At 44.9% G+C, this 7606-nt stretch carries 6 protein-coding genes; 3 read left to right on the forward strand and 3 right to left on the reverse strand.

Annotation, left to right across the window (positions count from 1 at the left end; translation table 11 throughout):
* Positions 1–183: Uma2 family endonuclease (locus H6S82_RS11745; protein ID WP_191056248.1), on the reverse strand; the 183-nt coding region annotated here is incomplete at its 3' end.
* Between the two features lie 210 nt (positions 184–393).
* Here H6S82_RS11745 and H6S82_RS11750 point away from each other — a divergent pair.
* Together H6S82_RS11750 and H6S82_RS11755 are read left to right on the forward strand one after the other, a co-directional pair.
* Positions 394–1506, forward strand: coding sequence for a class I SAM-dependent methyltransferase (locus H6S82_RS11750; RefSeq protein WP_190472126.1), 1113 nt, complete (start codon positions 394–396; stop codon positions 1504–1506).
* Positions 1507–1797: 291 nt separating this feature from the next.
* Positions 1798–2262 (forward strand): dual specificity protein phosphatase family protein, encoded by a 465-nt coding sequence (locus tag H6S82_RS11755; RefSeq protein ID WP_190472123.1) that lies wholly within the window; start codon positions 1798–1800, stop codon positions 2260–2262.
* Positions 2263–2350: 88 nt separating this feature from the next.
* Here H6S82_RS11755 and glgP read toward each other — a convergent pair whose 3' ends face one another.
* On the reverse strand, positions 2351–4564 hold the full coding sequence (gene glgP, locus H6S82_RS11760) for an alpha-glucan family phosphorylase (protein ID WP_190472121.1): 2214 nt from the start codon (positions 4562–4564) through the stop codon (positions 2351–2353).
* A gap of 402 nt (positions 4565–4966) precedes the next feature.
* On the opposite strand from glgP, the gene H6S82_RS11765 reads away from it, so the two are divergent.
* On the forward strand, positions 4967–6205 hold the full coding sequence (locus H6S82_RS11765; protein ID WP_190465195.1) for an RNA-guided endonuclease TnpB family protein: 1239 nt from the start codon (positions 4967–4969) through the stop codon (positions 6203–6205).
* A gap of 170 nt (positions 6206–6375) precedes the next feature.
* Here H6S82_RS11765 and H6S82_RS11770 read toward each other — a convergent pair.
* Positions 6376–7606 (reverse strand): MFS transporter (locus H6S82_RS11770; RefSeq protein WP_206756862.1); only part of this gene is annotated, 1231 nt, incomplete at its 5' end.

A 7606-nucleotide genomic window follows, 5' to 3' on the forward strand; every position in this document is an offset into this window, starting at 1 on the left:
GTGATAATATACTCCCATATCAATGCCAAAAAACCAATCTGTTCCCTCCGACCATAGCATTGCTAATGTCGCTTTGAGCAAGCTGGGAATCAAATCTTGCAGTTCGTTATCCACAGGAGTATCGTCCGAGTCAGGTAACTCTTCAGTAGAAGGCCAATATCGTTGAAAGTCGTACTTTAACATAGTAAAAATGTAAATAAAGCTCTTAGTTTTGTCAATGCAATTTTTACGAACTATTTGTAGTATAAAATAACTATTGTCTAATTTGTCGGGCGAGCGAGATACCTTGCTCTTAATTATCACTTTTCGTGCATTTTGTCAATATTTAAGTTCCCAGAGCCGATACAGTAAACTAAATGTCGGTCTCCAGTCCTCTTAAGCATACTTATCAATATGCCTGCCGATAACCTCCCAGTCGCACAATCTCCGCAAACCTTGTCAGTCAGCGATTCAACGAATAATAAGGAATTGATAACCGATCCCCAAAGTTTAAAAATCGCCTTGGCAACAAAGCTGAAAACTATGACTGGCGTTCACGGAGAATTCCTCTTTCCTTGCGTGCCATCAATGCTGCAAGAATATTTGCAGACCCTTGTAGGTTTGCTAAACCTTTTAGGGCAAAACCCGACGCCAGAACATATCGATAATTTGCGTCAGTTAATCGAAAAAGGTATATCAGAGGGATTTCGCCTTTCATCTCATGCGCGGTTAATAGTCAGCTACCAACTAGCGGAAGCAAATAAAGGTTTAGCTGGTGGAATTACGATTAACACAAAAGTTCATGTAGAATCGCTGAGCGATAAATATCAAACTTGGCCGCAAACTAGACCGGAACCTTTATTCGGCAGTCATCCAGATGCGAAAGTAATGGCAGTTGCTTCCCAATTAGGCAAACCTGAGAATGTGCCTGTTTTGGATGTAGGTGCGGGAACGGGTCGCAATAGTTTACCTTTGGCAAAATTGGGACATAGTGTGGATGCGATCGAACTCACGCCCATTTTTGCAGAAAAATTGACGGAGGCGGTAAAAGCCGAAAATTTGTCCATCAAAGTGATTCAAGGGGATATTTTAGACCCGCTATTGCGGATGAGGGCAGCTAATTATAAATTGGCGATCGCATCCGAAGTTCTCTCTCACTTCCGCTACAGCGACCAAGTGCGCTTGTTCTTGGCTAAAATGTGCGATTGCTTGCCAAGCGGAGGGTTGCTTTTATTCAGTGCTTTCCTAGCAGTAGATAATTACCAACCGGATAACTTTGCGCGAGAAATGTCCGATATCTCTTGGTGTTATATCATCACGCGAGATGAACTGAATTCGGCAATGGAAGGTTTGCCATTGGAAATGATATCCGATGAATCGGTAATAGAATACGAACAAAATCATCTGCCTAAAGAAGCATGGCCTCCCACAGGTTGGTTTCTCAGTTGGGCGACGGGTCGGGATTTATTTCCCATTCAACAAAATCCACCAATGGAGTTACGTTGGCTCTTGTTGAAACGAAGGTAGTTTAATAGAAAAGCTTTGCGATTTTTGATATTTTCGATCGACTGCGAAAAAGCGAACACCAGCAGAAAGAAGAATCAGGAGTGATTGCGGGGCGCGATCGCCTTGTCATCGCCATATATCGAGACATTTGGAAGTTGGCTGCATTCTTTCCAAAATAGTACCCCTTATGGGTACTGTCACAGCCTGACTGCGTTTCTAGAATCAAAGTAATCAGTACTTAGGCAGATGCTTTATGAAGCAACTTCCCTAAGTTGAAACTTTTAAGACAAAGCATAAAAGACGATTTGCGTTATGGAACTTTTTCAGATTGACGAAAAAGGTCAGTTATTTATTTCGCCTGATATAGATGACTGGCAGCCGATTGCAGCACATGATATAAATGTTATTTTCGATCTTGACGGCGACCTCGATATAGGCGTCCCCTCTATATCCGATCGCATACTTTACATCTATTTCCCGTTTGAAGATAAAGACCTGCCCGATCTAGAAAAGCTACACTCGATCGCTAGATTGGGTGCCAGTTTGATCGGAAGTGGGCATAGAGTGCTATCTCATTGCGGTATGGGTCACAATCGTTCTGCTTTAGTAGCTGGGTTAATCCTGACATACCTCGGTTTGACCGGTGCGGAAGCTGTAGCGCTTTTACGTCAAAAGAGACGAGGCGCACTTTATAATAAAAACTTTGCTTCCTATCTTATTACTATGCCTTCAATGAGTTCTACTCACTTAGAATTTAGTAAGGCAGAAGCAGCATAGACTCTTGTTTGATAAGTACTCTACAGAATGGAACGGTGCGTTAGCGAGAGCGTAACGCACCCTACAATTTAGAGGAATTTACGACAAATTAGGCGCTGGCGCTGGCTAAAATTGGTTCAATTGTGGCTGCACTCTGGGGCGCGTAGATTTGCGTTACGTAATCTGCAATCATGCGATCGGTATTGAAAGCAGGTGAGTTAGTTTTGATCGATTCCTTCATCATCTTGACCCAACCGTGGGGAACGCCATCTTTATCTTGGTTGTAATAGAGAGGCACAATTTCCTCTTCTAATAAACGATAAAGAGATTCCGAATCGATGCGATCTTGCAACTCTTGATCGCTGGTGTGTGCATCTTCGCCAATTGCCCAACCGTTTGTACCTTTACCTTTGGCATCGGCAATGTAACCTTCGCACCACCAACCATCTAAAACGCTGCAATTAATACCGCCATTAAAGCAGACTTTTTGACCGCTAGTACCGGAAGCTTCCAAAGGACGGCGGGGGTTATTTAACCACACATCCACACCTTGCACGAGTTTCTGTGCGGTGTAGATATCGTAATTTTCGATAAAGGCGACGCGATCGCGAATTGCCGGATGCTTGCACCACTCCATCAAGCGCTGAATAACCCGCTTACCTTGTTCGTCAGCTGGGTGAGATTTGCCAGCGAAGATAATTTGCACAGGACGTTCCGGATTGCCAAAAATCTTCAAAGCACGTTGCGGATCTAGCAATAGCAGATAACCGCGTTTGTAAAGACTGAAACGTCGTGCAAAACCGATCGTCAGAACATTGGGATCTAACAGAGAATCTGCAATCTCGATAAAATCCGGATCTTCCTCTCGGCGTACTCGCGATGCTTTAATGCGAGAACGGGTGTGTGCGATCAATCGTTCTTTGAGAGTTTGGTGTCGCCACCAAATCTCTGCATCGGGAATTTCGTCTACCTTCGCCCACATCTTGGCATCAGCGGCGCGAGTTGACCAATCTTCACCTAAATATTCGCAAAACAAATCTGCTATTAAAGGAGCTGTCCAGGTGCGTGCGTGAACGCCGTTGGTAATGTGACCGATCGGCACTTTGTTTTCCGATTTGTCAGGATAGAGGATATTCCACATTTTGCGGGAAACTTCGCCGTGCAGTTTGCTTACCCCGTTAGCGGCGCGACACATCCGCAATGCTAAAACGGTCATCCCGAAAGGTTCCCAAGGATCTCCCAAACGACGAGCTCCCAATGCGAGGAACTGATCCCGTTCTAAACCTAATTGCGGCCAATAATGGGCGAAGTAGGAGTCCATCAAGTCGGGAGAAAAAGCATCGTGTCCGGCGGGAACGGGAGTGTGGGTGGTGAAAACGCAAGACTCGCGCACCGACTCTTCCACATCGTAGAAAGATTTACCTGTGCGTTGAATTTCTTCTCGCGCAATTTCCAATGTGCAGAAAGCGGCGTGTCCTTCGTTCATATGATAAACGGAAGGTTTGATTCCCACTGCGGTTAAAGCTTTGACGCCACCAATACCGAGTACGACTTCTTGGGCGATGCGGGTGTCTTGGTTACCGCCGTAGAGGTGTCCGGTCAACCAACGATCGATCGGGTCGTTGTCTTCGCGATCGGTATCCAACAAGTACAGTTTAACCCGACCTATGCGTGCCAGCCAAACTTGCACTTTGACAGTGCGCTGCCGAATTTCTAAACTAACAGTTATCGGTTCGCCGCGATCGTCTTTCAGCAGTTCGATCGGCATTTCCTCAAACGGATTATCGTCGTAGTGTTCCTCTTGCCAGCCGTGACGGTTCAAGGTTTGATGGAAGTAACCTTGACGGTACAGCAATCCTACACCGACTAAAGGCACACCCAAATCCGAGGCAGACTTGAGGTGATCTCCTGCTAAAATTCCCAAACCGCCGGAATAGATGGGCAAAGATTCGTGGATGCCGAATTCGGCGCAGAAGTAGGCAACCGGGTTTTTGTAGGTAATTTTCGGTGCAACGCGATTCGCCCAAGTATCGGTTTCCGTCATGTAGCGATCGAACTGTTCGGCAAGTGCTTTCACCCGCTTGATGTAAACCGGGTCATTTGCCAGCTGGGTCAGTCGCACGTAGCTTGTAGATTGTAGCACGGCAACTGGGTTATGTTTGGACTCGTGCCACATTTGGGGATCGATGTTGCGAAACAAAGATAAGCGATCGCCCGTCCAACTCCACCAGTAGTTATAGGCAATGTCTGCCAATCGCTTTAGAGGAAACGGCAACTTCTCGCGTAGCTTTTCGATCGGGTTTGTAGAACTGACATTCGCCATAATTAACCTTTTTTTGATTTTCCTGCGCGTCGGACTGGCTCATTAAACCAATATCATCGAGTCGTCTTCTTGTGTTGAAAGCTCTTCAAGAATCAGAGCAACTGGATGAACTTATCCGCTACTTGGATGTTTCGCGCCTCTGGCTGAAATATAGCATTGTGAACTACCTACATCGCCGCAAGCGGTCGATGTAGGCTTCCAGCTTCAACGGATGTCGCCTTCTTCCCCTTACGGTTGGTTGGTCTTATACTTCCTCCACTGGCAGTACCGGGGGTAAATACAGTTGCCAAAAATCTAGCTAATTCTGCTCAATCTTAGTCATATTGATAGCTAAATAGCAATAATGAGCAATTTTTGGCGAGGGAGTTTTTGAGAAAGCTGTTTTCACAGTATAATCACAACATGAAGCTAGTGGAACGTCATATTATCACAAAAAACCATCCTCTCTGGTCAGAAATTGACCACAAGGCTTTTTTGTCGAAAAATTTATTTAACCTAGCGAATTATCATTATCGTCAATACTTTTTTACACACCAGGAGAAATTAAACTTTAACCAACTTTACCACCTTCTATCACAAACCAGTGACTACAAAGCCTTACCCACCAAAGTTAGTAAGCAAATAATTCGCCGATTAGATACAGCATGGACAAGTTATATTCAAGCTGTAAAAAACTGGCAGAAACATCCCGAAAAATTCTTAGGTAAACCCAAAATACCGGGATATAAACATAAAACCAAAGGGCGCAATATCCTACCGTATCCTCACGAAGCCATCTCCAAAAAAGCCTTAAAAAAAGGAATTTGTCAACTCTCGATGAGTGAGCTCAAAATTCCCACATCAGCCCATGTAATCATCGAAGCGAGAATTGTGCCCAAAAGTAGTTGTTATGTGCTCGAAATAGTTTATGAAAAAGAGGAGGAGACAACCAACCATCAACAAATAGCCGGGATAGACTTAGGAGTTAATAACTTAATGGCTGTAACTACCAATCAAACAGGTGTCAGACCTCTTTTGATGAACGGCAGACCACTAAAAGCGATTAACACCTTTTACAATAAACAACGTTCCTGTTTACAATCCCATCTCAAACTCCAGCATAATCAAACCCAATCTCAAAGATTAAAAAAGCTTACTCATAAGCGCAACTGTAGAGTCGAAAATTATCTACATACAGCCAGCCGAAGAGTCATAGATTGGTGTAGAGAGCATCAAATAGGAATCATCGTAATTGGGTATAATGCGACCTGGAAACAATCAATTAACTTAGGCCAAAGGAATAATCAACAATTTGTGAACATTCCACATTATAGGTTAGTCGAAATGTTGACCTATAAAGCCCAATTAAAAGGAATTCAAGTCATTATAACAGAAGAATCTTATACATCTCAATCGAGTGCTTTAGATGGAGATGCTCTGCCTAAATATGGGGAAAAAAAACCCGTGTTTCAGGGACATAGAGTAGCGAGAGGATTGTATAAAACAGCGCAGGGTAGGTTATTAAATGCCGATGTGAATGGGTCATTTAATATTACCAAAAAAGTAATTCCTGATGTCTTAGACCAAGGAATAAAGGGTTTGCCGTTTAACCCTGTGGTGCTTGACCCACTACGAATGACTGGACTTTCCGCCTTTGAGTAGGTTTGAGTAAGTTTCGTTGAGCGGTTCCTGGCGCAAGCGAACAGAGTAGGAATAAACATTAACGGTATTGCACCTCCGGCACGCTACGCGAACGCCCCTACACAATACATATTTCGTTGTTTTTGTCAATTTATTCTAGTGGACTGGCGCTCTAGAGATGCTTTAATCACTTACTTACCTTCCGTTGCTTGGGAAACAACAATAGGCTGGGCGAATTGCCGGAACGCAATCAGGCTAACTGCCCAACCAATTCCACCCAAAATCAGAAATAGGGTACTCAACGGCAACATTTGCACGAGGGGTTGTACGCCTGCGCCTCCCAGCGTCATTCCACTATCGAATCCAGCCAAGAAGATGCTGTACACGCGACCCCGCACCGCAGTCGGAGCTGCCAAAGAAACGATCGCAGATAGCACCGGGAACAAGGAACCAAAACCCAATCCATATACAAGCGACCAAACAATCAGGAGATTTGGTGCGATCGATAATCCAATTAAAGCAGTACCAGAACAAAAAATAGCTATGCTGACAACCCACCGCTGCGATACCCGATTTCCCCATCGTCCCAAACCAAATCTGACCAGTACAGCAACCAAAGCATTCAGACTATAAAACAAAGCGGAGTTGGAAACAAATAAAGGCAAAAAGGTAACAACCCCACCGTGTAAAAAAGAGCCGATCGAGAACAACAGCGTCGCATCTCGCACCGGAAACCGCACAATTACTTTCCAAGGAAAAGAATTTTCAGATTGCTTTTCGATCGATTGCTTCGATCGCGATACCTTCAACCACGGCAAAGGTAAACTGAGGGCAAAACTTACAAGGATCGATCCTGCCAACAGAAATACAACAGCAATAAAACCAGCTTGAGCAAACACCAATGACCCCAGCAATGGCCCCAAAGAATAGCCGATCGTATTACACATTGCCAAATACCCCAACATCGCCGTGCGACGCACAGGAGGTACTAAATCGATCAACATCGTTTGAGAAGCTGTCGCGAATGCCGCCTGACTGATGCCATGCAAAACGCGCACACCCATCAGCCAAAAGGGATTAGGCGACCAAAGATACAGAGGTAAGATCGCCAACATGATTCCTAAGCCCGTCAACAACACGGGTTTTCGTCCCCAGCGATCGATTAACCAACCGATCGGCGGTCGGAAAAACAACAGCCCTGCTGCCAATGCACCTACAACAAATCCCACTGGCGCATTGTGCCAGCGTTGCGTCACGTAAAGCGGTAGAACTGGAAACAGTGCCGTAACCTGGGTGAAGTACACCAGCATTCCAGCACAGATGCAGAACAGCCACAGGCGGTACGATCGATTGGAATTGTTTGGCAATGAGTCAGAAACAGGGTTACTCGAAGGTTGCATGATGGGATCGGAGATGGATGCA

The sequence above is a fragment of the Planktothrix sp. FACHB-1355 genome, assembly GCF_014748295.1.
Lineage (GTDB): Bacteria > Cyanobacteriota > Cyanobacteriia > Cyanobacteriales > Aerosakkonemataceae > Aerosakkonema > Aerosakkonema funiforme_A.

Coding starts and splice junctions, on each gene's coding strand:
- H6S82_RS11750 (WP_190472126.1), top strand. CDS start 394: ATGCCTGCCGATAACCTCCCAGTCGCACAATCTCCGCAAACCTTGTCA.
- H6S82_RS11755 (WP_190472123.1), top strand. CDS start 1,798: ATGGAACTTTTTCAGATTGACGAAAAAGGTCAGTTATTTATTTCGCCT.
- glgP (WP_190472121.1), bottom strand. CDS start 4,564: ATGGCGAATGTCAGTTCTACAAACCCGATCGAAAAGCTACGCGAGAAG.
- H6S82_RS11765 (WP_190465195.1), top strand. CDS start 4,967: ATGAAGCTAGTGGAACGTCATATTATCACAAAAAACCATCCTCTCTGG.